The organism is Lachnotalea glycerini, assembly GCF_003201285.1.
Taxonomy (GTDB): Bacteria; Bacillota; Clostridia; order Lachnospirales; family Lachnospiraceae; genus Lachnotalea; species Lachnotalea glycerini.
In genome coordinates this window covers 18,646-42,436 of the sequence record NZ_QICS01000006.1, presented here as the reverse complement: position 1 = coordinate 42,436, position 23,791 = coordinate 18,646, and the positions used below count along the sequence as shown (strand labels likewise).

Genomic DNA, 23,791 nt, shown 5'->3' with positions numbered 1-23,791 from the left:
TATGAAGACAATAAAGCAATGGTTTCAAATGTTATCCTTTGGAAACACTAAAAAATACCGCAATATAATCTTATGGTTTTTTCTGGACAGCGTGACGGCTTCTCTACCTTATAATATCGTGATTATGGCAATTTACTATTTACTCCTGCCATTATCAGCCTCTGAAACAAAATTACAGTCAGGACAGCTATGGGCAATCACAGGAGTTCTGGCTTTGCAGTTCGTTGCCTATTTCTTTATCCGAAGAAAAACATACATAGACAGCTGCGTTGGAATGGCAGATACCATTAAAAAATCAAGGATTTCTATTGGAAAGCACTTGCGTATTCTACCAATGGGTTTTTTCAATGAGCGTGATGCAGGAGACCTTTCTACGGTTCTTTTGCGCGATTACACCACGGTAGAAACACTTTCTGGGCAGTTTGCACCGCAAATAACTATTACGACAGCAAGACTGCTGATGTCCATGCTGGTTCTTGGCATCTTTGATTATCGCATGATGCTTGCAATGTTTATTGTAGTTCCACTGGCACTTCCCTTTGCGCTGCTCAGTTATAAAAGAATGGTACATTCCAGCCTGGATTTGCAGAATGCACAGCAAAGTGCATCCTCTGGAATTCTTGAATATGTGGAGGGAATACAGACGCTAAAAGCCTATCATATGGCGGGAGAAAAGTTTGATACTTTAAAAGAATCATTCTTAAATCAAAGAAAAGCAGCTATCAATATTGAAACAAAATCTGCATCGCCGGTTGCAGTACTTGGCAGAGTTATATTAAACCTTGGTATCGTATTTGTGATTTTGTTAGGCGCAGTATTGACAACAGGTGGTTCCTTACATCCATTTTACTATATTGCATTCCTGATTGTGACTTTAAATGTATACGAACCGGTATCCATGCTGTTCGTATTTATTGCAGATTTTTCAAGAAGTAAACGGTCGGGAGATCGAATCCAGTCAATTTTCAAGGAAGAACCCTTACCATGTGTGAAAAGGACAGTGAAGGAGAAAAAAGACAGTTCAAATATGGACATTGTTTTTTCTCATGTGAATTTTTCTTATGGCAATAAACAGGTATTGCATGATATATCGGTAGCATTTAAGAAAAATACAATCACTGCCCTTGTGGGTCCATCTGGCAGTGGAAAGTCAACAATTACAAGACTTGCTGCAAGGTTCTGGGATGTCAGTCAGGGCGAAATCACATTGGGTGGAATTCCACTGACGCAAATGGAGGCAGATGAGGTATTAGAGAATATCGGTATTGTTTTTCAGGATGTATATCTTTTTCATGACACAATCGAAGCAAACATCAGGATGGGGAAAGCGACTGCTTCCAGTGAGGAAGTCATAGAAGCAGCGAGAAAGGCAGCTTGTCATGAATTTATTATGTCACTTCCAGATGGATATGATACAATGGTAGGCGAAGGTGGTTCAACTCTTTCGGGTGGCGAAAAACAGAGAATATCAATTGCCAGAGCGTTACTAAAGGATGCTCCGATTGTCTTATTAGATGAGGCTACGGCTGCATTGGATTCGGAGAACGAGGTCTTGATACAACAGGCAATATCAAAGCTTGTAGAAGAGAAAACAGTAATTGTAATTGCACATAGATTGCAGTCAGTCTGCAACGCGGATCAGATTGTTGTGTTGGAGGATGGAAGAATTACAGAGCGTGGGACACATAAAGAACTGCTAGAAGAGAAAGGAATGTATGCAAGACTCTGGGAAGAACAGAACAATGCAGGCAGTTGGAGAATTGCTTGATTAGTACGATAATGAAAGGTGGATAATACAGATGCCAATACGCGTCTTTGACGAGGAAGAAAAGAATATCATACGGAAAAAGATGCTTGACGAGGGTATGGAATTGATTAAAAAGTACGGTCTTACACACACCTCGGTAGTCAAAATTACAAATGCAGCCGGGATTGGAAAGAGCACATTTTATAACTTTTTTACGTCAAAGGAAGTATTTGTGGTAGAACTGATTCAATACGAACGACGCAGGATGATGGATTATTTTCATCAGATACTTCACGGACGTGAAAGAATCACAGTATCAGAAGCAAAGGACTTTCTGCAAAAGATTATCTTTCATCAGGATAGTATCTATCAGTATCTGACGGAACAGGATATGGAAATGTTGTATCCAGTGATGGAAGAACAGGGATTGATCCAATCAGATCTGCAATCCGGCACACCGGAATTTCTATTTGAACACTTTGAAGGAATCAATCCGAAAGCAGATACAAAGGTCTTTACAAATTTTCTACGAATTATGGCATTAGCAGTATCTCAAAAAGATGCTCTTCATGCAGATGTTTTAGATGAAAATTTGGAGATGATGTTTGAAACTATGTTTGCATATATTTTCATTAATCAATAATGGATAAAAAGCTGTTGAGAGATAAACAATGGAATTAATGTTCCGACAAACACTAGTACAATTAAAATCCAATCACCTGCAGCACTTAATTTAATAAAGATAAAAACATGTTATTTAAAGATACGCCTTTGCCATAAGGTTAGAAGTGGAAAGCTAAACTCAATCATTACATAAACAAGATCAATAGGAGAAGGTATGCCACAAAATAGCAAAGAAAGCAAACGCCCAATTCCTCCACAGAAAAAGCATACAGCAATCACCCGAAGCGTTGTTTTATCACGGTCGATTCGCGGGATCATCCACAACAAAACTATACCAATGCCTAACCATAGACCATTGTAAAATCGAAAATTACTTTCCAGCATAAGAAGTCCGTTTGAGTATTCTTGCCCTTCAGCAAAGCCGTAGTACCAGTTGACTGCACCGTAGGCATATCCCAAATAAGCTGAAAATAGGGCTAATATACTGATCAGGCCAAGAATTAGCTGCATAATACGCTTTGATATCATTTTGCTTTTCATATTTTTATTTATTACATTATCTTTCATAATTTATTTCACGCTTCTTTCTATATCAATCTAATAGTTATATATCGTTTCGATAGTTACAACTAAAAAAAATGCACTTCCTTTTCTTTTTTTATAAGTATGTGCCCCTACTTGTAAATATATCTTATTTTCTGTTTATTGGTCATTTAGAATGGCTGCCGCCAAATCATTTGCTGTTTTTCTAGCTCTTTCATTAAAATCTGATGCATTACTATATGGAATGACATACTCACCAACAAGTTTCGTATGGAACATACCCTTATTCTCTCCATCAAAGCCTCTGCGGAAAAATTCCTGTACTAAATCTGCATTTCCCTCTTCCTGACCAGCACAGGTAATGAGTAGTGCTACACGTTTTCCATCTAATAGGGATGTATTGGAAAGACAAAACGAGCGGTCAACAAGAGGCTTCAACTGTGCAGTAAGGTCAAAGCAATATAGAGGGGAAGCATAGATTACAACATCCGCCAAGCTAATACGCATGAGTACCTGTTCGGCATCGTCTTTTTGTATACATCCAGCTGCATCTTTGTTCTGCATACAGGCATAACAGCCCAGACAGGCATTTATGTTATAATCAGTTACATTAATTCGGTCAATATCATGTCCTTGTGACAGAAGATTTCTCTCCAAAAAACCAAGTGCGGTTGCGGTCTTTCCATGCCTTTGGGGACTTCCCATAATAATTGCTATTTTCATAAGTTCTCTCCTTCGATTTGTTTTAATAACTTATTACACCAATCAATTATAAATTGATAGTAATTAACACCATAGATCATTGCAGAATAAATGAATTTAAATTGATTTACATCATATTCTTTTTCAACGTCCGACTTTTGATTACTTAACCGATTTAAAAGTTCTTCCACTTCTGATATAAAAATTTTTAAATTAGAAATTGCTTTTTCATTGGGTAAGTATTGATAAAAGTAGAAATTAACTAAATGATCCTGTTTTGTTTTAGAAAAAGCAATCGGCTTTTCAAGCCAGTTCAAAAAATATGTCTTTCCCACGTCAGTAATAGCATAAAGTTTTTTGAATTTACTACTCTCAATAACTTCATGACAACTGATGTGGCCTTTTTCCTCTAATCTTTTTAACGCCGGATAAATGCTCCCAAAACTAGCATCAAAAAAGTAGGATGTGCAGTTAACCATCCACTGCTTTAAATCATACCCGCTCATTTCTTCTTTCATCAGAAAACCTAAGATAATGTATTCTAACATATCTCCTCCTTATACCATCGTTTTATATATCGAATCGATATATAAATATTATAATAGCAAAATTGGATTTGTCAATAGTCATATTTAGAAAAAAGCTCCCCCACTGATCTATATTAACTTCTTATAGCCACTCCAATCAGGATTCAAGCTATACACTTTTTCATCAAGAATTAAATGAATGTAAAGTTTCATTCCGTCTGCAAATTTCAAACTATTTTCAACCTTGAAAATACCGTCAACATGACTATCAGTAACATTTTTTAGTAACTCTTTTTTCGCTTTCTCTTTTGCTTCTTCTTCCGTTTTTGCTACAAAAAATCCATATTCATGTTGTTCTCCAAAGGTTTCCTTTAAATACCCCCCCCTATTTAGAAAAAACAGATTAAGTTCTGTATTTTGCGGATAATCTTTAATCTGAATAGCACACCCATCGGCGCCTGTAAGTGCTTTATATTCATCTAGGTGCAAATGTTCTCCATACCAATCTTCTTTAAGAATCTCATACGTTTTTTCTATACAATCTGCTATAACCAGTTGCACATCATGTACTTCAATATTTGCTTTGCTAACACTTCCACCAATTCCGATCACAAATAACTTTTTCATATATTCCTCCTGCTATTACGCTTTTTCTATTAATCACCAATCGTATTTAAACTTTCAAGAAACATTAATGATTTCGTCGATTTCTTCATCTATCATACTTTCCGAATATTTTTCATAAGAATTCTCTATGTACTGCCCCCAGTCACTCTGATATTCTGATTCACTCATAAACGCGTACCAACCCTGTTTTTGAGTTGCAAAATCCGCTGCATTATTGGCAAGCATTTTCGAAAACTGTGGATCATTTATGATGGACATGTATGAATTTTTTGATTCCTCACCATTTGCTATGCTTTTTGCATCTATGTTTGCGCAACTCGCAAATAGCTCCATCTGAGTACAATCAGCAAGATTAACTTCATTTAATTTTATCTCATAAGTCTGTCCATTTCCATTTACATCACTGATTTTTATATTAATAATTGGGTTATCTGTTGTTGAGTTATCTGCATATGTCGCTGTAACATTTCGATAGTTTTCTCCTTCTCCAATACTCCATAATCCAATGATACCGCTGGTCATATTCCCCTCTAGACTAGTTACATCTTTCGTACCTGTTAATTCTTCTCCATCGCTCCACTGTAATGCGATATTCGAACTAGCTTGTGCTTCCAGCACTAAATTTTGTACTGTATCATTTGTTCCTGTTACACTATTATTATAGTATCCATAATATGTGTAAGAATTTTGATATCCTACTCCTGTTATTCCCATAGCTCATTTCTCCCTTCTCTTTGGAATTAAATAAAGTCCAAACAACTACTAAAATTTATTAACCTAAAACGTAATTTTAATAAAAACAAAAGCAGTATGCCAAAGTCACCTTCACAGACAACTTCAAAACACACTGCTTTCCATACATTCCATGTACCGATTCCCATCTCACAGATTATCTTCCGCAATCAACTTCATCGTTACAAATTAATTTATTTTCTTTACACATTACAGTCAAAAGACCTGACACCATCCGTCATCCGAAACCCAATCAGCACCAAAATATCCCGACACCAATCTTTTGGATTCAAATCAAAATTTTTCTCATCACTTGATTTTTTTCATCAAGTGACACCCCAAATCTCTGACACCTTTTTCACCATTTTTGGCTCCAATTTTGACACCTTTTGACTCCAATTTGACCCCAAAACATACGCTGAATTACGATAAGAAAAATCACTTTCGAATCTACCAAACCCCATAAAATCTAGGATTCTACAGCCCTTCCCTACAACTCATAAGGCGTCACCTGATATACATAATAATTAAGCCAATTCGTATACAGATTATTACAATGTGATCTCCACTGCAATTTTGGTTTTATTGTATAATCATTATCTACATAATAATTCTTTGGCAATTCAATCTCCAAGCCCTTATCTTTGTCGCGAATATACTCATTATGTAACGTAAATCTGTCATACTCTGGATGCCCAGTAACAAAGATTTGTTTGCCTTCCTCTGCTGTTACAATATAAATACCTGCCTCCTCTGATTCGGCAAGAATGGTCAGTTGCGGATTCTTCTCAATGTCTTCCTTTGAAATTGTAGTGTGCCTGGAATGTGGTGCATAGAACTCATCATCAAATCCCCTAACAAGCGGCACCTTTTTGTTAAGAACAGAGTGCTTAAACAGGCCAAACATTTTTTGTTCAAGGGCTTCCTTTTTAATACCATAGTGATAATACAAACCGGCCTGTGCTCCCCAGCATATATGAAAAGTTGAGGTCACATTAGTTTTCGACCACTCAAATATCTGCGTCAATTCCTCCCAATAATTTACCTCCTCAAACGGCATCTGCTCCACCGGAGCTCCTGTTATAATTAAACCATCAAATTTCTGGTGTTTTATTTCGTCAAATGTATTATAGAACTTGTTCAAGTGAATTGCCGGAGTATTCTTAGATATATGACTGGTTACATTGATAAATGTTATATCTACCTGTAGCGGTGTGTTAGACAAGGCCCGCATTAACTGAAGCTCCGTATCCTGCTTCACTGGCATCAGATTTAAAATACCTATCCCAATTGGACGAATATCCTGATGCATTGCACGATTTTCATCCATGACAAATATATTTTCAGTTTCTAAAATTCCCTTTGCTGGTAAATCACTTTGTACCTTAATTGGCATACTATCACCCGTCTCATTTATTCTGTGCTTTTTCAGTGTCTATATTATTCTTTTATACAAAACAACTTATTTCTCTGCTTCTGAATTAAAAATACCAATCGCTTTCATAAAAGATCAATATTTACATTATTATATCATATCTTGTCTCATCGTGCTAAGAATTGTTTTCTAAATTAGATTTAAAAAATCCTCTTCATTTTATTTTATAATGAAAAACATTTATTCAGATATTCTAAAATGTCCAATAATATCTGTTCGTTTTTCTAAAATATCTTCTTCATATTTTTTCTGCCAACAATCATTGTGATGAATAACATACGGTACATTATTAAAATTTCTTCTATCAGATACTATTCCTATATGATGTTTGAAAACAACAATATCTCCTCCTTGCCATTCTTCATAATCATTAACATCAGTTGTTAGGTTAATTGTATTGTTAAGAAAATATACATACAAATTTTTTACACGTCTAAAATCAATATTAGAATCTGGTTCATCTATATCATAATTTTCAGGATGTTCAGTTATATCCTTTTCTAAAAGTATTTGTAAATTGTAACCTGAATTTTTCAATGCAAATGCAACTACGTCTGTACATACACCATAATGATCATCCGGATATCCCGTTTCATAATATTTACTTTTATATTTTGGGTGTGTATCAACATATACTAATGCATTTTCAAGTATATCTGTTTGGTCTTCAATTCCATCTTTATCTTTATCAATTGTGCTTTGTATTTGTGATAATTCGATATAATTTTGAGGTCTCTTTGAAGATGTATTTTGATATTTAATTACTACAAATATTAATACAATAATAATTATACATAATAATATTGTTATTATTCTCTTTTTCATATTGTTTCCTATCTAATTATTTGAACATAGCTTTCACTTGCCAAGATTATTTTTACATTTAAGTATTTTGCGCTTATTAGCACATATTATATCTTGTCACATTGTTCTAAGAATTGTTTTCTAAATTAGATTCATAAAATCCTCTTCTGAAATAATTTCTACACCTAATTCCTTTGCTTTTTTATTTTTAGAAGACATTGACATCGTATCATTATTAATCAAATAATTAGTTTTCGAAGTAACACTGCCTGTTACCTTCCCCCCCTTTTCCTCAATGAAAGACTTAAGCTCATTTCGGTTTTCATAATGATTTAAACTTCCTGTAATAACAAAAATCTTATCTTTTAATGCTAGATTTGACTCGTTGATTTCTATTTTTTCCAGCACAAGCTCCTCCAACAGATGCTCTAGATTTTCAACATTGCTTTCTTTCTCAAAGTATGAAACTAAGCTGTCTGCAATAACGCCTCCAATTCCCCCAATCAAAGCCAATTCCTCTCTCGTAGCATGCATCAACCGTCCGATATCATAGTCGAATTCCTTGCAAATTATTTTTGCATTGGATAAGCCAATATTTAATATACCAAGACTATAGATGAGCTTTGGCAAAGTGGTCTGCCTGGCTTTTTCAAGACTACTCATTAAATTATCATAGGATTTTGGACCAAAACCCTCCATTTGTATAATTTCCTCTTTATACTGATTTAGCTTGAAAATATCTGAAAACTCTTTAATAAAACCTTTTGCAATGAATTTTTCTAAAGATGCTTCCGACAAACCATCTATGTTAAGAGCATCTCTGCTGACAAATAAGGTGAAAGCCTTGATTTTTTTTGCCAGACATTCAGGATTCTCACAATAAAGTGCTTCTACATCGTTTATTTTTCTAATGTTGGTTCTTTGACTACAGACCGGACATACCTCTGGTATGCCACTTGCACCGCTCCTCGTCAGATTATCTGCAATTTGAGGTATAATCATATTTGCTTTGTATACCTTTATGATATCTCCCTGACCAAGTTCTAAGCCTTTTAAAATGCTTATATTGTGAACACTTGCTCGACTTACAGACGTTCCCTCAAGCTCTACCGGTTCAAAAATTGCCACAGGATTAATCAACCCTGTTCTTGACGGACTCCATTCAATTTCCAAAAGCTTCGTTTCCTTAACCTCATCTGCCCATTTAAATGCCATAGAGTCTCTTGGAAACTTTGAGGTAGCTCCAAGACCTTGCCCATATGCAATATTATCATAAACTGCTACCAGTCCATCTGATGGAACTTCATACTTTTGTATCTTTTCTGAAAAATATGACATTGTCTCTGGTAAAGTTTCTCTCGTTACTACCTTGTATTCAACCACATCAAAGCCTTGCTCTTTTAACCATTCATATTGAAATTTCCTGGAATTATAAAAATTGATACCATCAGCCTTAACTAGCGAAAATGCATAAAACTTTACATTTCGACTTGCTGTAATCTGGTTATTTAACTGACGTACAGAACCGCTGCATAGATTTCTTGGATTCTTATATTTTGCATCCACATCTTCAATTAAATTATTTATATTCTCAAAATCAGAATAGCTTATAACTGCTTCTCCTCGCAGAATCAGTTCTCCGGTATAAGTTATCTTAAGCGGTACATTCTTAAAGACCTTTGCATTATTTGTAATCACCTCTCCAATCTCTCCATTACCTCTGGTAACTGCTTTTTGAAGCTCACCTTGATTGTACGTTAATACAATGGTAAGACCGTCCAGCTTCCATGATAAAAGTGTTTCCTGATTACCAATCCAGTCTGCAAGCTCCTCAACTGACTTGGTTTTATTCAAAGAAAGCATTGGCTTTTCATGTCGCTCCTTAGGAAGCTCACTCATTACCTCGTACCCAACATTAACAGTGGGGCTATTTCCAAGTACTACTTTTGTTTCCTTTTCAAGCTGCAATAGCTCATCATACAAAGCATCATATTCATAATTGCTCATAATTTCCGTTGCTTCCTGATAATAAGCCCTTCCCGCTTCATTTAGAATTTGTATTAATTCCTTTATTCGGTCAATCTTATTTCCGTTCATTTTTTCCTCCATTTTACGGTTACTCGCCGATATAGGCGGCAGTTTAAGAATCTCTTACACTTTTTTATAAACTGTAGTATTTGAAGAATGCAAAATAAGCTTATTCAGCTTATTTATTTCCTCACTCGTCACCTCACGATATTTACCCTGCCTTAAATTGCCCAGAGAAATATTCATGATTCGTACTCTTTCCAGCTTTGTCACCTTGTATCCAAAGTATTCACACATACGTCTGATTTGCCTGTTTAATCCCTGCGTGATTATAATTTTAAAGGTATATTTTCCTACTTTTTCTATTCTGCATTCTCTCGTAACCGTATCAAGAATTGGTACCCCCTTTGCCATTCCTTTTAAAAAATCGTTGGTAATCACCCTGTCCACATCAACTATGTATTCCTTTTCATGCATATTGCCAGAACGCATCATTTTATTCACAATATCTCCATTATTAGTCATCAATATTAAACCTTGAGAGTCCTTATCAAGTCTACCAACCGGATAAATTCTTTGAGAATAGCCAATATAGTCAACTATATTATTTGTTTCCTTTTTTTGCGTCGTACATACAACACCAACCGGCTTATTAAAGGCTAAAAGCACCATTTTCTCTTCATGTTTTACTAATGTATTTTCAACACAAATTTTCTGACTTCCATCTACCTTAGTACCCATTACTGCAACAATTCCGTCTACTGTTATTTTTCCTGCTTCTATTAGACGATCAGCCTCTCTTCTTGAGCATATCCCTGCTTCACTTAAATATTTATTCAATCGAATCAATTCCCTTGATTTACGTTCAACTTTTTTATTTGTGTTATGACCCATAAAGTTCCTCCTTAAAACCGTATGTATAGTTTAAACGTCCCCCTGACAATAGTCAAGGCTAAAAGTATGCGCAATTAACATGTCTAAAGGTGTCGGCAAAGTCGACACCCTGTAATTTTATAGCAAGCGTAATAAGTTTTCTATAAGTAATTCTTTAATTTTTTAATACTGTTATCTTCAAAAGTTACCAATTCATTTGCCAATTCTACTGATTTATCTGTGGCATTATCACTTTCCATAAGTGTAGACATAATTCCTGTCATGCCAACTGAGTTTTCACGAATCATCATATCTGCAATATGTTTCGTACTGGTATTAAAAATAGTATTAGCCTGAATGGATGACCACATTTTAAACTTGTCCACAGCACTATTTTCCAGCATCACGCCCGATTCAATTAATCTATCTGAAGCCTTAGCGTTTATTTCACGATACTTTTGAAGCTGCAAATTCATATCATAATTTAAATTATCGTCATAAACCTTATTTAATAGCATATTAATAGTATCCATTCCTTTTTTACTATTTTTATAGGTTTCCTGCAAAAGCTGTCTGTCAGAACTGGTAATCATATCATTCACCTCCAATAAATTACGATTGCTTTCAAATTTAAATTATAGTTATAGCATATGAATTTTTTTAAATATTATGTAAATTTATATCGTAAAATAATGGAAAAAAGAATGTGCAATGCACACTCTTTTTAATCCCAAACAAGTATTTAAGATTCTACCTGCTTTTATTTATAAGTATCCGCTAAATATTCTGATTTCACATAACCAATTACACCATCACAATTGATTTTACTCCAACCATTATCTAAAACTGCTGTTCTTGTCACCTTAGTACCTTCATAGGCTGTTCCTACTCTGCTTGAGCTTTCATCCGCCTGTTCTCTAATGTTAACAGTCGACGATAAATATTTTGTTTCCTGTATTGCACCCTGAGTTGTTAAACATTCAGATAAAACATAACCTGTCTGACCATTAAATTCGATGCGGCTCCAGCCATTCGAATAAATCCCTGTTCTCTTAGCACTTTCACCAACATAAAGCTGTCCAAGTCTTGTTGCATCTTCGCTGCTTGACTCTCTGACATTTACTGTCTCGGCTGCATAAACTGTTTCACTAACCTCTTCAAGTCCATCCTCTGTTGCAGTCTGTTCTGTTTGCTCTTCTGCCGGTTGTTCCTGTGTTTGCTCTTCTTGAGCTGGCTGCTCCTCTTGTGGCTGCTCCTCTGCTGGCTGTTCTTGTGTAGAATCCTCCGTCGTACTAGAAAGCTTTGCGATAAATTCCTTTAAATCAGGATCGTTTTCCTGAGCCTCAGCAAATTTTGTATCAATTGAACTAATCAGGTCAACCACATCTTGTCCTGCTGCAATATTAGATATATAAGAATCTACCTCAGGTGAGAGCTCTCCATTATAAATGTATAAACTTCCATCTTCATTGGAACAAATATATAATGGAATCTCGCCCGGAACCAATGTATTAATATTAATAAATTTAATCTCATAATATACAAAAACAATATAGGAATTCTCTTCCGGTCCAATCTTGGTATAACAGGTTATATTATCATAGCCTTCGATATACTCTTTCTTTTGCTGAATCTGAGTCTTCTCATCTTCACTTAAAGGGTTCACTATTTGAAGCAACGTATCAATATCACTACTAGCCATAGCAGTAAAATATTTATTTACTAACTCATTAACGGCCGGGTAAGCATCTGTCTGCAAATCATTGGATGTCTGAGCTGCTGTGTCAGTAGCATCCGTAGTAGTTTCATCGACGGTAATTACCTTTTCGGAATTTGTTTCTTCTGCTTTATCATTTGAATCTTTTGATGATACCTTAACTAATGTAAAAATCATTACTACAAATATAGCCGCAATGATTACATATGTTTTATTCTTTATCAAAAACGCTTTCATATCTTCCCAATTAAGTTTCATATAAACCTCCTAAATTTACGAATATCAACATTATATTATAGAAACGTGAATATTTGATGTATTTTATCTTTCGAAATTAATCATGTAAAATTACAATAATTTTAATAAATGTGTCAACAACATACTAATTTTATTACATGATGCAAATTTTATCAAACAATCACCCTGAAAACAACTGCCCCTATTTGACTAATATGCATCCGGAGGGATTCGAACCCCCGACACGTGGTACCGGAAACCACCGCTCTATCCCCTGAGCTACGAATGCATGATATAAGTGCCTATTGCACTTCACCCACCTGTCATCCTATATTAAAAAACAGGTACTTTGCGCGCCGAATGCACTGATCCAGTAATATCTTCATATGCATTCGTACGCACTATGTATTTTCTAATTATCAAAAACCATATGTCTTATTATGATACAACATCTCAATTTTTTCAATAATTAAATAATCGGTTATAATTACACATTTAGTATTTTACCTCATTTGACGCAAATAATCAATTGGAAGTTTATAGATTTTTAAGAAACTATAAAAAAGATTACAATAATATTCTTATTTTATCCTCTTTCTTTATGTATTCATAGATACTATAGGATAATATTTCCTCTGCTTCTACGTGGTTGTCATTTGTATCTTTTACCATTTCCTTAAGATCTTCTGGACGCATATTTTTATTCTGTGGAATTAAAATAAGCTCATGAATGCTGCTGGGCAGCACATACAAATCACTATTCAAGGTTTTTGAAAAATTCTTTAATACATCCTTATATAAAATGCAGGCCGCTCCATTTAGTTTTGCCTTATTGCTTAAAACATACATCGGCAGCACATCATTAGGCTCCTCTTTATATATTTCCTGTATTGTTTCTCCAAGCTCTTCTCTTAGTATATCTTCAATATTTTCTACCTCCGCCTGAAGAAGCCTCTTTGTATTTCTTTGTGCCGCTTTAAAAATTGCTTCTATTTCTATTCCCCACATCTGTATGTGAGAATTATTTATTACAATCGTTGCATTACCAGACATATCACTTTGAGCCAGACAATAAAATACGATTGCTAAATCCATAAATTGAATATAAGGTATTTTTTTTAATTGTTCCAAATTTTTGTCAAAATTAATTAGCTTATACGCTATTTTGTCTTTCACATTTTCGAAGTTAGAAAAAAAGTTAATATCAATACTGTTAACAACTTTATTTTGCTTATAAAGTGATATTATTTCTTGGATAATTCCCTGAAGATTATCCTCAGTCAACTCCTCAAAATAATAATTGTTTAAATAAATAGTTGGTGAAATGTTCTCATTCTTAGTTCTTATAGTAATTCCATCTAAAACTACGTTATTATTTTTCGTAATCTTCTGCATTGCAACTTCAGCCTTTTCTCCTAATTGTTTTTGTATTCCCTCTTTTATTTTATTGGCAAAAACATTATACTCCATATGATCTCCTATTCTTGTTTATTTAATAATTGATTAACTTCTTTTTTGTTTCACTAATATGAATTCATTTATAACTAATTAAATAAAACCTATACGCATCCCCTCCTAAAGGCGCAAGAATAGACTCTCTCAACTATTTTGCATAAATAATTTATAATACCCCAATAGATAACTTGATTCATTTATAATTGAAAAATATGCACGAATTGTGCAAAAGATAAAAGCCGAAAATAACTGATGAAAAATAATTATTGTTCTACTGAATATAGTATATAGAAAACATAAATTCATTCTCTATATACTATGGAATATACTGGCTGCTTACACTCTAGAAAGGTAATCACCTGTTCTGGTATCAATTTTAATCTTATCACCCTGATTAACAAATAAAGGTACATAAACCGTTGCACCTGTTTCTACAACAGCAGGCTTTGTAGCACCTGTTGCGGTATCACCTTTAACACCCGGTTCGGTATCCGTAATTTCCAATTCAACAAATAATGGCGGCTCAACAGCAAATACATTTCCATTATGTGCGCAAATCTTAACCATTTCATTTTCTTTTACGAATTTTAATGAATCGCCAATTTCATCTGCATTTAAAGCAATCTGCTCAAATGTCTCAGTATCCATGAAATTATATAAATCTCCGTCAGAATATAAGTATTGCATATCATTTCTGTCAATACGAGCCTGAGGAAACTTCTCAGTTGGTCTGAAAGTTTTTTCTACTACTCCACCATTTCTAATATTTTTTAATTTTGTTCTAACAAAAGCTGCACCCTTACCTGGCTTTACATGCTGAAATTCAATAATTTGAAAAATGTTATTATCTATTTCTACAGTTATACCATTTCTAAAATCACCTGCTGATATCATATCTGATATTCCTCCTTAAAATAATGCCGATGGCAGTTCTCTTTACTACCACACTCTTTTATATTCTATAATAAATAGTCATTTTTTTCAACTATTTTTTTGATAAAACCACAACATAGCTAATATACATGCTACTCTTTTGTTTTCATATAGAAAAATAAAACAATTTTCTCTAAATAGCGCTTTAGTACAATTTGGATTTCTTCCTTTGGATGAATGGGCTTTACTAATATCGTTTTTAATCCTGCTCGATTTGCCCCATATACATCGGTAAATATCTGATCTCCGATAAAAATTGTATTTTCCTTATTCGTACCAATAGTATTCATTGCCTCCTGATAACCTTTCAAAAACGGCTTACGAGCATTAAAAATGTATTTTACCTGAACCTCATCATTAAAGGTCTTCACTCTTTCTTCCTTATTATTGGAGATTAAACATACCTGAAAGCCAATCTTCTTAAGACGCTTTATTAATTCCTTAACTCTGTCATCCGCCTTTGCACCATGCTGTACTAAAGTATTATCTACATCAAATAGAATTCCTCGATAACCTTGCTTAAATAATTCCTCATAATCAATAATATAGGAAGAATTTACATAGTCACTGGGATAAAATTTCTTAAGCATGATTGGTACTCCTTTTCTTTAATGTAAGCTTTATAAATTCAAATTTTGTTTCAGCCATTATAACAGCCGCTAGAATCAAAGTACATCCAACCACCATCTTTAAAGTCAAACTTTCTCCTAAAAATAAAACAGAAAAAGCTACGCCGAAAACAGATTCACCCGACAGCAATAGTGCAGCTGTAGACGGCTCGATGTACTTCTGACAAATATTTTGCAGCAAAAAACATATCATGGTACTTCCAATCCCAAGATAAAACATACCAACAAGCATGTCTGGCTGCGTAATTGCTATTGGGAAACCTCCATCCATTATTGGGGCTGTGATCCACGATAATATTGCCGCAACAAGTATTTGCAAAAATGTTAATACAACCGTATCCTGCTCCTGTGAAAATTTACTGATAAATACCATATGGATGGCATATCCAAAACCACTTATTAAGGTTAAAATATCTCCAATATTAATACTCTTATCCCCATTCAGTGACAATAAACCAATTCCAATAATTGCCATAAATGCAGCAGCAACGCAATAAATGTCAGGCCTTGTTTTGCTGATTATCCAATATAAAAAAGGGACAATCACTACATAAATCGTAGTAATAAAAGCATTTTTCCCTGCGGTTGTATAGACACAGCCTATCGTTTGTAGTAAATAGCTGATAAATATTAATATACCCAATATCAAACCCGCTTTTACATTTTCTTTATTTAATTTAATCCGCCTTTTATAAAATATTATGCCAAGGCCAATCGTAGCAATAGTAAAACGAAATGCCAGCATATATACTGGCGGAATCAAATCCAACGAATTTTTCACTATTACAAATGCAAATCCCCAAATCAATGCCGTCAATATTAAACCTGCACTTGCCAATATCTTAATCTTACTCTTTTGTATCTTCATTTTATCACTCTTATACCTAATTTCTTCTAATTTCTAATTACAGTTACTTATTTCCTTGTATCATTATATACAACATTAATAAATGGTTCAAGTTAATTTATAAAGAATTGTATTTGACATAAGATTTCTTTTCCATTATGATAAGAAATAAATAATTGTGATAATACTTTTCACAACAATACATATCTATATTTATTGTCAATTATTGATAGAACGATTCCTATAATTAACAATTACATAATAAATAAAAAGGCGGGATTGAATAATGAATAGAATAACTGGTCACACTGTTCTAACTGGCTTACTTGGAAGCCCTGTTTCACATAGTATTTCTCCAATGATGCATAATGAAGCGTTCAGGCTTCTTGATTTGGATTATGTTTATTTAGCCTTTGATGTCGGAACCGATAATCTAAGAACTGCTGTTGCGGGACTCAAGACTCTTGGGGTACGAGGCTTTAACTGTACGATGCCTGATAAAAATTTAATGTTTGAATTATCCGATAAATTATCACCATCTGCCGAGCTGATTGGTGCCGTTAATACCGTTATTAATGACAATGGAATTCTAACCGGTGACAATACAGACGGTGTCGGTTATATGCGTGCAGTTAAGGATGCAGGCTTTCATATCACAGGTAAGAAAATGACACTACTTGGAGCCGGCGGTGCCGCTACCGCTATTTGTGTACAGGCTGCACTTGACGGTGTTTCTGAAATAGATGTTTTTAGTATTAAGGATCAGTTTTATAGCAGAGCTCAAAATCTGATTGACAATATAAATAAGAAAACAAATTGTAAAGCTTCGTTATATGAATTGCCTGATGATGCTATGCTTAAAAAAAGTATTTCAGAAAGCGTAATTTTAACGAATGGAACCAGCGTTGGTATGTCCCCTAATGTAGATAACAGCATTATAAACGATACTTCCATGTTTCATGAGAACCTGATTGTATCTGATGTCATCTATAATCCACAAAAGACAAAGCTTCTAAAGCTGGCAGAGGATGTCGGTTTAAGTACTTTCAACGGAATGTATATGCTGCTTTATCAGGGAGCTAAGTCGTTTGAACTTTGGACCGACAAGGAAATGCCAACTGAACAAATCAAAGAAAAGTTCTTTCAGTAAACAAAACCTATATTAAAATCCAAATGGCACATGAAATCTTTCGCAACAACATTCTTGTGCCATTTATATTTAACATAATAAAATTTAATATTAGAAATTTTTTAAGATAATCGCATTTTAAAATCCTCATAGCCAAATACCTTGATTGTTTCCATCATATCACCCTTTTTAAGTACTATAGACGGTAATTTCATCCCATTAAATGTATTGTTCTTAACCATAGAATAAATTGCCATATCACAAAGCTTAAGCCTTGAGCCAACCTTTAAAGCATCTTCGAAAGAATAATCTCCAATTATATCTCCTGCAAGACAGGTCGGGCCTCCCAAACGATACGTATATTTCTTTTCATTTGCATAAAAAGCTCCTTCGATACTCGGGCGGTAAGGCATTTCCAATACATCTGGCATATGACATGCGGCAGAGGTATCGACTATTGCAATGCTCATTCCGTTTTCAATGATGTCCAATACCTTTGTAAGCAAATAACCAGCATTTAAGGCAACTGCTTCACCCGGTTCTAGATAAATTTCCAGATCATACTTATTCTGCATTCGATTAATGTTGGTAATTAATTTTTCTATATCATAACCCTCTTTGGTAATGTGATGTCCACCACCTAAATTCAACCATTTCATTTGTGGTAAAAGATGTCCGAACTGCTCCTCAACAGCTTGTAACGTTGTGACTAAATCAATGGAATCCTGCTCACAAAGAGTGTGAAAATGGAGTCCTGAAATTCCCTCTAATAAATCCTTGCGAAAATTTTCTTTTGTCACTCCCATTCTGGAAAAAGGAGCACAAGGATCATAAATAGCATGTCCCTCCTGCGTGGAACACTGCGGATTAATCCTGATTCCGCATTCTATCTTATGCTCTTGTGCTAATTTCTTATATTTAGTCCATTGAGAGAAGGAATTGAATACAATGTGGTCGCAAATAGTTACAATTTCATCCATTTCCTCTTCTCGATAGGCAGCAGCATAAATGTGATTTTCCCCATCCATATATTCATGTGCAAGCCTTGCTTCGTATAAACCACTCGCAGTCGTTCCATTTAGGTAATGACCAATTAATGGATAGACAGAGAACATGGAAAAGCATTTTTGTGCCAACAAAATATGACAACCTGTCCGGTCAATGACTCTCTTAAGTATTTCAAGATTTTTAATCAGCTTCTCCTCCTCCACGACATAGCAGGGAGTAAGAATTGTTTCGTCATTCATTTCCATTCCTCTTTCTGTTAATCCACTAAAACCGGATTATGGTTCTCCTCCCAAGGAAGCCCCCATTTATTCAGCTCTTCCATAAAAGGATCTGGATCAAATTCTTCAATATTAAAGACACCTTTTCCGCTCCAAGTACCATTCATCACAAGCATAGTTCCTATCATAGCCGGCACACCTGTCGTATAGCTGATAGCTTGTGAGCCTACTTCCTTATAACATTCCTGATGATCACAAATGTTATATAAGTAATAAGTCTTGTCTTTTCCATCCTTTTTACCTTTAAAAATACAACCTATGTTTGTCTTTCCTACGGTTCTGGGTCCGAGACTTGCGGGATCTGGCAATACTTCCTTTAGAAATTGTAATGGTACAATTTGCTTCCCTTCAAATTCAATTGGATCAATCGAAGTCATTCCAACATTTTCAAGACATTTTAAATGAGTTAAGTAGCTTTGTCCAAAGGTCATGAAAAAACGGATTCTTTTGATTCCTGTAATATTAATTGCCAGAGATTCTAATTCCTCATGATGAAGCAAATACATGTCTTTCTTCCCAACACCCTTAAAGTCATATTCCCGTTTAATCTCCATTGGCTTTGTTTCAACCCAATGTCCAGCCTCCCAATAGCTGCCGTTTGCAGATACCTCTCGGATATTTATCTCTGGGTTAAAATTTGTTGCAAATGGATATCCATGATCTCCACCATTGCAGTCTAATATATCAATGTAATTAATTTCATCAAATTCATGCTTTAAGGCATACGCAGAAAATACACCTGTTACCCCTGGGTCAAAGCCGCTTCCAAGAAGAGCCATGATTCCGGCCTTCTCAAATTTTTCCTTATACTCCCACTGCCACTTATATTCAAATTTGGCAGTATCTAGTGGCTCATAGTTAGCAGTATCTATATAATGCGTCTTAGTTTCAAGACAAGCATCCATAATTGATAGATCCTGATATGGCAGTGCTAAATTTAATACTACATTTGGCTTAAACAATTTAATCAGTTTAACCAGATCTTCCACGTTATCTGCATCTACCTGTGCGGTATGAATTATTGTTTTCGTTTTTCCTTCTAATTCCTCTTTCAGCCTGTCGCACTTACTTTTTGTACGGCTTGCTATCATGATTTCTTCAAACACCTCACTGTTTTGACAACATTTATGAATTGCAACACCTGCAACTCCTCCACATCCAACAATTAACGCTTTTCCCAACTTAATTCCTCCTAGATTCATTTTTCTATTTTTTATCCAACACAAAGCAGCAGCTCTCTCAATATCTTACAAGCCACTGCGGTCGAAGCCCCGCTATGATCATACACGGGGGATAGTTCATTCACATCCATGCCAACAATATTGAGCTTACTTACCTTTAAAATAGCACTTAATAATTCCATAAAGGTTACTCCACCTGCCTCGGGTGTTCCGGTTCCCGGAAAAACAGATGGGTCTAGCACATCCAAATCAATGGTAAAATAAACCGGATAATTTTCACATTCTTTGATGGCCTCCTCCAGCCCTTCAAAGGAAAACTTATGAAGATTTGTATGCTTCTTCGCCCAGTTAAATTCATCACGTTCACCGCTTCTGATTCCAAACTGATGTATCTTTCCATCTCCGATTAAATCCCACGCCCGTCTGATTACGGTTGCATGAGACAACTTTTCTCCCAGATAATCCTCTCTTAAATCCGTATGTGCATCAAAATGAATGATGCGAAGCTTATGATACTGCTCTATTACTGCTTCCAATGCTCCAAGCGTTACCAAATGCTCTCCGCCTATCATGCATGGAATTTTATGATCCTTTCGAATCGTACCTGCCGCTTCTTTGATATCATCAAGTGCCTTTCTTGTATTTCCAAAGGTAAGTTCTAAATCTCCACCATCAAATACTTTAATTTCTCCCATGTCCTTATCCTGATAAGGACTATAAGTCTCTAAGCCGAATGATTCGCTTCGCATCGTTTTACTGGCAAATCTAGTACCTGGACGGTACGAGGTTGTTGAGTCAAAGGGTGCTCCAAACAATACGATATCTGCTTCTTCATATTCGGCATCACATCCGATAAAGGTTTCAATATTTTTATTCCACATCACGTAACAGCTCCTCTATATAATTTGGCAGTGCAAAGGCTCCTATATGCAGCTGTGTATTATAGTACTTGGTTCCAAGGCCTCTTGCATTCCATCTTGTACTGCCGAAATCTTTAATTGGATGATATTTCTTAGAAGCAAAACCAAACAGCCAATAGCCTGAATGATAGGTTGGAATATGAGCCTGGTATACTTTGCTGATTGGAAAGCTTTCCACAATCCTTTTATGTATTCTTTGCATCATAATCGCATCATCATTATAAAATGCACTCTCATGCTGATTTACCATAATTCCATCGTCCTTTAAAGCCTTTGAACAGCTACCATAAAATTCCTTGGTAAACAGGCCCTCTGCCGGTCCAAACGGATCGGTGGAATCAACAATAATTAGATCATACTCATCATGACAATTTCGAACAAATTTTAATTCATCCTGATAAATGATATCAACTCTGCTATCATCTAAACAACAGGCTGTTACCGGTAAATATTTTTTACAAACCTCGACTACCAATTCGTCCTGCTCTACCATATCAATATGCTCTATTGTTTCATATCTGGCAAGCTCACGAATCACACCACCATCACCCGCTCCGATGACCAATACCCTTTTTACATTTGGGTGTACTGCCATAGGTACATGAACAATCATTTCATGATAGATAAATTCATCCTTCTCTGTCAGCATCATATTGCCATCCATTGCTAAAAAGCGGCCAAAATCTTTTGATTCAAAAATATCAATTCTTTGTATTTCACTTTGCGCACTAAACAATTGACGATCCACTTTGATTGAAAAGTTTACTCCCGATGTATGATGCTCTGTAAACCAAAATTCCATATTTATTCATCCTTTCATTTTAATACATTCAAGCTCTCAATCTTCATATCTTCCGGTCCGGTCATAAAGCAGCCCTTTTCCTTGGCATATAAAATATAATCAAGAATATCTTTTGTAATTCTCTCTCCCGGAGCTAAAATAGGTATTCCCGGCGGATAACACATAACAAATTCGCTGCAAACCTTGCCGATGCTTTCACGAATAGGAAGTGAATATTTTACACCGTAAAATGCCTGTTGAGGTGTGACTGTTACGATTGGATTAATATATTCATGGTCAAGCATCCCGGCCCGATCCTTTTTAAATCTTCTTCTAATCTCTGACAGAGCGCTAACCAGTCGTTCAATATCTCGTTTACTGTCTCCCACGGAAATATAAGCTAAGATATTTCCAATATCACCAAATTCAATCTGAATTCCATACTCATCTCTTAATAGATCATATACCTCAATACCGGCCAGGCCGATGTCTAAGGTATTAATAGACAGCTTTGTAACATCATAATCAAATATCGTATCTTTATTAATCAACTCTCTGCAATAAGCATAATAATCTCCAATTTGATTAATTTCCTCTCTTGCATAATGCGCCAGGCTTCTTACCTTTTCAAAAATATCCTTACCGTTTAAAGCTAAATTTTTTCTTGAAATATCAAGGCTGGACATTAAAAGATAGGAACCACTTGTGGTCTGTGTTAAATTAATAATCTGCCTTACATAACCTACATTTACATTAGAACCCAGCAATAAAAGAGAGCTCTGTGTCAGACTTCCGCCCGATTTGTGCATACTAATCGCTGCCATATCTGCACCTGCTTCCATTGCAGACATAGGTAAATTATCATCAAAATAAAAGTGCGTGCCATGCGCTTCATCCGCAAGTACCAACATGCCATACTGATGTGCAAGCTTTGTAATCTCCTTAATATCTGAGCAAATGCCATAATAGGTTGGATTATTTACCAATATTGCCTTTGCATCTGGATTATCCTCGATCACTTTTTTTAGGTCTGCCACAGACATACCAAGAGAGATGCCCAAACGGTTATCAACACCCGGATTTACATAAACAGGAATTGCACCACTTAATATCATTGCATTTATTGCGCTTCTATGTACATTTCTTGGCATAATAATTTTGTCTCCTGATTTACAGGCAGCCAACACCATACTCTGTACAGCTGAGGTAGTGCCGCCCACCATGAGAAAACCATGTGCAGCGCCAAACGCATCTGCTACCAATTCTTCTGCTTCTCGAATTACTGACATAGGATGACATAGATTATCTAACGGCTTCATGGAATTAACATCAACAGCCAGACACTTTTCACCTAAAAATCTGGTTAATTCTTCATTTCCTTTACCTCTCTTATGACCAGGTACATCAAATGGTACAACTCGTTCTTTTTTTAAATTGTTTAAGGCCTCATAAATAGGCATACGATTTTGGTCTAGTTTCATAGATACCTCCATTTGTGTATTTAATAATTATTCTACCCAAAAACAGATTGAATTACCCTTGTATCATGAAATCATAAAATTTCGCTTCGTCAAACAAACCGATATGCAAAAAAATTCAAGTACAAAGGCAGTCTACTACTACTTTTACACTTGAATTGTTCACTAAATTGTGTTATTTATATTTGAATTTACATTCTCATTTTATTTATCCAATATTAGCATATAGAGTCTATATAGCAAGAATTACTTTTACCACTCTTATTGATTGTTTCACAAGTGTGATGTGCAGCTTACTGCACACGGTTATGTAGTCACTAACTCAATGTTTACATATAAACATCAACTTATAAAATTTGAGCAAAATACTCAATCAATAAGGCAACTAAGTTGCCAATTCGGCATTTGACCTGGCTGTCCGTATGGCCTTAATTTCTAACCTATATTCAAGATAGAAATGGTCAAAAAATTCCTGCAAAAGACTTTTTAATGCTTTTGCTGTAAGCAGAATTATATACTATTTCTCTTAATAAAGTCAACACTTTTTTGAAAATAA

At 35.1% G+C, this 23,791-nt stretch carries 23 protein-coding genes and 1 tRNA gene; 3 read left to right on the top strand and 21 right to left on the bottom strand.

Annotated elements, in window-relative coordinates; all coding sequences use genetic code 11:
• Window position 1: 1 nt before the first annotated feature.
• Window positions 2-1,768, top strand: a complete 1,767-nt coding sequence (locus C8E03_RS12360; protein WP_094377707.1) for an ABC transporter ATP-binding protein — start codon at window positions 2-4, stop codon at window positions 1,766-1,768.
• 31 nt (window positions 1,769-1,799) lie between these two features.
• Window positions 1,800-2,390 (top strand): TetR/AcrR family transcriptional regulator, encoded by a 591-nt coding sequence (locus C8E03_RS12355; RefSeq protein WP_094377706.1) that lies wholly within the window; start codon window positions 1,800-1,802, stop codon window positions 2,388-2,390.
• Between the two features lie 110 nt (window positions 2,391-2,500).
• Here the strand turns inward: C8E03_RS12355 and C8E03_RS12350 are convergent, their stop codons facing one another.
• From C8E03_RS12350 to C8E03_RS12275, 16 genes are all read right to left on the bottom strand, one after another.
• Window positions 2,501-2,938, bottom strand: a complete 438-nt coding sequence (locus C8E03_RS12350; protein ID WP_110291177.1) for a DUF4345 domain-containing protein — start codon at window positions 2,936-2,938, stop codon at window positions 2,501-2,503.
• Between the two features lie 135 nt (window positions 2,939-3,073).
• Complete coding sequence (locus C8E03_RS12345; RefSeq protein WP_110291176.1) at window positions 3,074-3,637, bottom strand: flavodoxin family protein; 564 nt, start codon at window positions 3,635-3,637, stop codon at window positions 3,074-3,076.
• Window positions 3,634-4,164, bottom strand: coding sequence for a PadR family transcriptional regulator (locus tag C8E03_RS12340; protein ID WP_094377703.1), 531 nt, complete (start codon window positions 4,162-4,164; stop codon window positions 3,634-3,636). The genes C8E03_RS12345 and C8E03_RS12340 overlap by 4 nt, the downstream gene beginning before the upstream one ends.
• A 108-nt stretch (window positions 4,165-4,272) precedes the next feature.
• On the bottom strand, window positions 4,273-4,770 hold the full coding sequence (locus C8E03_RS12335; protein WP_110291175.1) for a DUF1543 domain-containing protein: 498 nt from the start codon (window positions 4,768-4,770) through the stop codon (window positions 4,273-4,275).
• Window positions 4,771-4,824: 54 nt separating this feature from the next.
• Window positions 4,825-5,484 carry a hypothetical protein gene (locus C8E03_RS12330; protein WP_094377702.1) on the bottom strand — a complete coding sequence of 220 codons (660 nt, stop codon included), beginning with the start codon at window positions 5,482-5,484 and terminating at the stop codon, window positions 4,825-4,827.
• Window positions 5,485-5,992: 508 nt separating this feature from the next.
• Entirely contained in the window at window positions 5,993-6,898 is a 906-nt protein-coding gene (gene metA / locus C8E03_RS12325; protein WP_094377701.1) for a homoserine O-acetyltransferase MetA, read from the bottom strand.
• A gap of 219 nt (window positions 6,899-7,117) precedes the next feature.
• Window positions 7,118-7,762 carry a DUF1287 domain-containing protein gene (locus tag C8E03_RS12320; RefSeq protein WP_094377700.1) on the bottom strand — a complete coding sequence of 215 codons (645 nt, stop codon included), beginning with the start codon at window positions 7,760-7,762 and terminating at the stop codon, window positions 7,118-7,120.
• 120 nt (window positions 7,763-7,882) lie between these two features.
• Window positions 7,883-9,838: an NAD-dependent DNA ligase LigA gene (ligA, locus tag C8E03_RS12315; RefSeq protein ID WP_330410800.1), complete on the bottom strand. Its 1,956-nt coding sequence runs from the start codon at window positions 9,836-9,838 to the stop codon at window positions 7,883-7,885.
• A gap of 54 nt (window positions 9,839-9,892) precedes the next feature.
• On the bottom strand, window positions 9,893-10,663 hold the full coding sequence (rluF, locus tag C8E03_RS12310; protein WP_094377698.1) for a 23S rRNA pseudouridine(2604) synthase RluF: 771 nt from the start codon (window positions 10,661-10,663) through the stop codon (window positions 9,893-9,895).
• A 140-nt stretch (window positions 10,664-10,803) separates the two neighbouring features.
• Window positions 10,804-11,235, bottom strand: coding sequence for a hypothetical protein (locus tag C8E03_RS12305; protein ID WP_094377697.1), 432 nt, complete (start codon window positions 11,233-11,235; stop codon window positions 10,804-10,806).
• Between the two features lie 167 nt (window positions 11,236-11,402).
• Window positions 11,403-12,617, bottom strand: a complete 1,215-nt coding sequence (locus tag C8E03_RS12300; protein ID WP_094377696.1) for an SH3 domain-containing protein — start codon at window positions 12,615-12,617, stop codon at window positions 11,403-11,405.
• 195 nt (window positions 12,618-12,812) lie between these two features.
• Window positions 12,813-12,885: transfer RNA gene (locus C8E03_RS12295), tRNA-Arg, on the bottom strand.
• A 278-nt stretch (window positions 12,886-13,163) separates the two neighbouring features.
• Window positions 13,164-14,066 carry a DUF5688 family protein gene (locus C8E03_RS12290; protein ID WP_110291173.1) on the bottom strand — a complete coding sequence of 301 codons (903 nt, stop codon included), beginning with the start codon at window positions 14,064-14,066 and terminating at the stop codon, window positions 13,164-13,166.
• Between the two features lie 321 nt (window positions 14,067-14,387).
• Window positions 14,388-14,945: an elongation factor P gene (gene efp / locus C8E03_RS12285; protein WP_094377694.1), complete on the bottom strand. Its 558-nt coding sequence runs from the start codon at window positions 14,943-14,945 to the stop codon at window positions 14,388-14,390.
• Window positions 14,946-15,076: 131 nt separating this feature from the next.
• The gene (locus tag C8E03_RS12280) at window positions 15,077-15,574 is read right to left on the bottom strand and encodes a YqeG family HAD IIIA-type phosphatase (protein ID WP_094376522.1); all 498 of its coding nucleotides are present in this window, start codon (window positions 15,572-15,574) and stop codon (window positions 15,077-15,079) included.
• Window positions 15,567-16,481: a DMT family transporter gene (locus C8E03_RS12275; RefSeq protein ID WP_094376521.1), complete on the bottom strand. Its 915-nt coding sequence runs from the start codon at window positions 16,479-16,481 to the stop codon at window positions 15,567-15,569. The genes C8E03_RS12280 and C8E03_RS12275 overlap by 8 nt, the downstream gene beginning before the upstream one ends.
• A 265-nt stretch (window positions 16,482-16,746) precedes the next feature.
• On the opposite strand from C8E03_RS12275, the gene aroE reads away from it, so the two are divergent.
• Window positions 16,747-17,610, top strand: a complete 864-nt coding sequence (gene aroE / locus C8E03_RS12270; protein WP_094376520.1) for a shikimate dehydrogenase — start codon at window positions 16,747-16,749, stop codon at window positions 17,608-17,610.
• Between the two features lie 101 nt (window positions 17,611-17,711).
• On the opposite strand, the gene nspC is transcribed toward aroE, so the two are convergent.
• The 5 genes from nspC to C8E03_RS12245 are packed head-to-tail and all read right to left on the bottom strand — an operon-like array spanning window position 17,712 to window position 23,238.
• Entirely contained in the window at window positions 17,712-18,836 is a 1,125-nt protein-coding gene (nspC, locus tag C8E03_RS12265; protein ID WP_242993521.1) for a carboxynorspermidine decarboxylase, read from the bottom strand.
• 17 nt (window positions 18,837-18,853) lie between these two features.
• Window positions 18,854-20,056, bottom strand: coding sequence for a saccharopine dehydrogenase family protein (locus tag C8E03_RS12260; protein ID WP_094376519.1), 1,203 nt, complete (start codon window positions 20,054-20,056; stop codon window positions 18,854-18,856).
• 32 nt (window positions 20,057-20,088) lie between these two features.
• A complete protein-coding gene (speB, locus tag C8E03_RS12255; RefSeq protein ID WP_094376518.1) occupies window positions 20,089-20,937 on the bottom strand; it encodes an agmatinase in 849 nt (282 codons plus the stop codon).
• Window positions 20,927-21,778: a polyamine aminopropyltransferase gene (gene speE, locus C8E03_RS12250; RefSeq protein WP_094376517.1), complete on the bottom strand. Its 852-nt coding sequence runs from the start codon at window positions 21,776-21,778 to the stop codon at window positions 20,927-20,929. The genes speB and speE overlap by 11 nt, the downstream gene beginning before the upstream one ends.
• Before the next feature lie 14 nt (window positions 21,779-21,792).
• On the bottom strand, window positions 21,793-23,238 hold the full coding sequence (locus C8E03_RS12245) for an aminotransferase class I/II-fold pyridoxal phosphate-dependent enzyme (RefSeq protein WP_094376516.1): 1,446 nt from the start codon (window positions 23,236-23,238) through the stop codon (window positions 21,793-21,795).
• Between the last annotated feature and the right edge of the window lie 553 nt (window positions 23,239-23,791).